This is a genomic window from Streptomyces niphimycinicus (genome assembly GCF_018883605.1).
Taxonomy (GTDB): domain Bacteria; phylum Actinomycetota; class Actinomycetes; order Streptomycetales; family Streptomycetaceae; genus Streptomyces; species Streptomyces niphimycinicus.
In genome coordinates, this window is the sequence record NZ_JAHLEM010000183.1 from 1 (window position 1) to 1698 (window position 1698).

Genomic DNA, 1698 nt, shown 5'->3' on the forward strand with positions numbered 1-1698 from the left:
GTCGGCGTTGTGCAGCAGGCCGAATTCGCGGTTGTTGACGAGTTCGTGTTCCTGGCGTTCGCGCAGGGCCTCGATGGTGAGGCGGAGTTGCTGCTCGACCTGGTTCATGGGCTCGTTGTAGAGGTCGGCGACGCGGGTGTGGACACGCAGTACCGTCTGGGCCACGCTCAGCTCGTACTCGCGCGGGGCCAGTTCGTAGTCCACGAAGGTGCCCGGCAGGACCGGCTCGCCCGCGTGGCCGGACGCGACGGCGATATCGGCCTCACCGCGCCGGTTCTGAGCGGGCGTGGACCGCTCGGAAAGCCCCTGGAGATGGTCGCGCAGCGCATCGGAGCGATCGGCGGCCTCCTGGACGACGCGGCGGGGGAGGGTGAGCACGGTGGTCCGGGTGACGGCCCGGGCGGTGAACTCCCAGGTGTGCTCCGGACCGGTCAGCACCGCGTCGCCGAAGTACTCCCCGTCGGCCAGCACCGCCAGCGTGGTGCCCTCGTCATAGGCGCCGGGGGCGACCTGGCGGACCTTGCCGTGGGCGATCAGGAAGACCTGGTCGGCCGGGCGGCCCGCCTCCACCAGCACATCCCCGGGAGCGTACTCACGCTGGACGCACCCGTCGGCCAGCGATTCCAGTACGGCGGTGTCCCCGAAGCCGCGCAGCGTCGGCAGCTCGCCCAGCTCCGGTGGGATGACCCGCACCTGCGATCCGGTGCTGATGAACTCCACTCGACCGTCTCCGACCGTGTACGTCAGTCGGCGGTTCACCCGGTACGTACCGGCCGACACCTGCACCCAGGGGAGGACGCGCAGCAGCCACCGGGAGGAGATGGCCTGCATCTGCGGAACGGACTTGGTGGTGGTCGCCAGATTCCGTGCGGCGGCCGTGCCCAGACTCAGCGGCTGCTCACCGGATTCCACGGAAGTGGTCATAAGTGCTCATCACCCATTTCGGTAGATCTTCGGGAAGGTATGCGAAGGCCACGGGCCCGGTCGGGCGGGCGTCAGAGTCCGATTTCCACGTTCTCCAGAATTCCGAGCGCGTCCGGGACGAGCACGGCCGCGGAATAGTAGGCGCTGACGAGATACGAGATGATGGCCTGCTCACTGATTCCCATGAACCGCACCGAGAGGCTCGGCTGGTATTCGTCGGGAATTCCGGTGCGGTGCAGTCCGATGACCCCCTGGTTCTCCTCGCCGGTGCGCAGGACGAGAATCGAGGTCACCCCGCTCCGGGACACCGGAATCTTGTTGCACGGGAAGATGGGCACGCCCCGCCAGGCCGGCATCGCATGGCCGTTCACCTCCGTGGGCTGCGGGGAGAGGCCACGGCTGTTGAACTCGCGGCCGATCGCCGCGATGGCGCGCGGATGCGCCAGGATCAGCCCCGGGTCCTTCCAGACGGTGGCCAGCAGCGCGTCGAGGTCGTCGGGGGTGGGCGGTCCGCCGCGGGTGTGGATGCGCTGGGAGAGGTCGGCGTTGTGCAGCAGGCCGATCTCGCGGTTGTTGACGAGTTCGTGTTCCTGGCGTTCGCGCAGGGCCTCGATGGTGAGGCGGAGTTGCTGCTCGACCTGGTTCATGGGCTCGTTGTAGAGGTCGGCGACGCGGGTGTGGACACGCAGTACCGTCTGGGCCACGCTCAGCTCGTACTCGCGCGGGGCCAGTTCGTAGTCCACGAAGGTGCCCGGCAGGACCGGCTCGCCCGCG

At 68.6% G+C, this 1698-nt stretch carries 2 protein-coding genes; both read right to left on the reverse strand.

The window, feature by feature from the left end; genetic code table 11:
* Positions 1 to 924, reverse strand: a 924-nt coding sequence (locus KN815_RS18080) for a family 2B encapsulin nanocompartment shell protein (protein ID WP_216342967.1), incomplete at its 3' end; no start/stop codon positions are given.
* A gap of 71 nt (positions 925 to 995) precedes the next feature.
* Positions 996 to 1698 (reverse strand): family 2B encapsulin nanocompartment shell protein (locus KN815_RS18085; protein WP_301184596.1); only part of this gene is annotated, 703 nt, incomplete at its 5' end.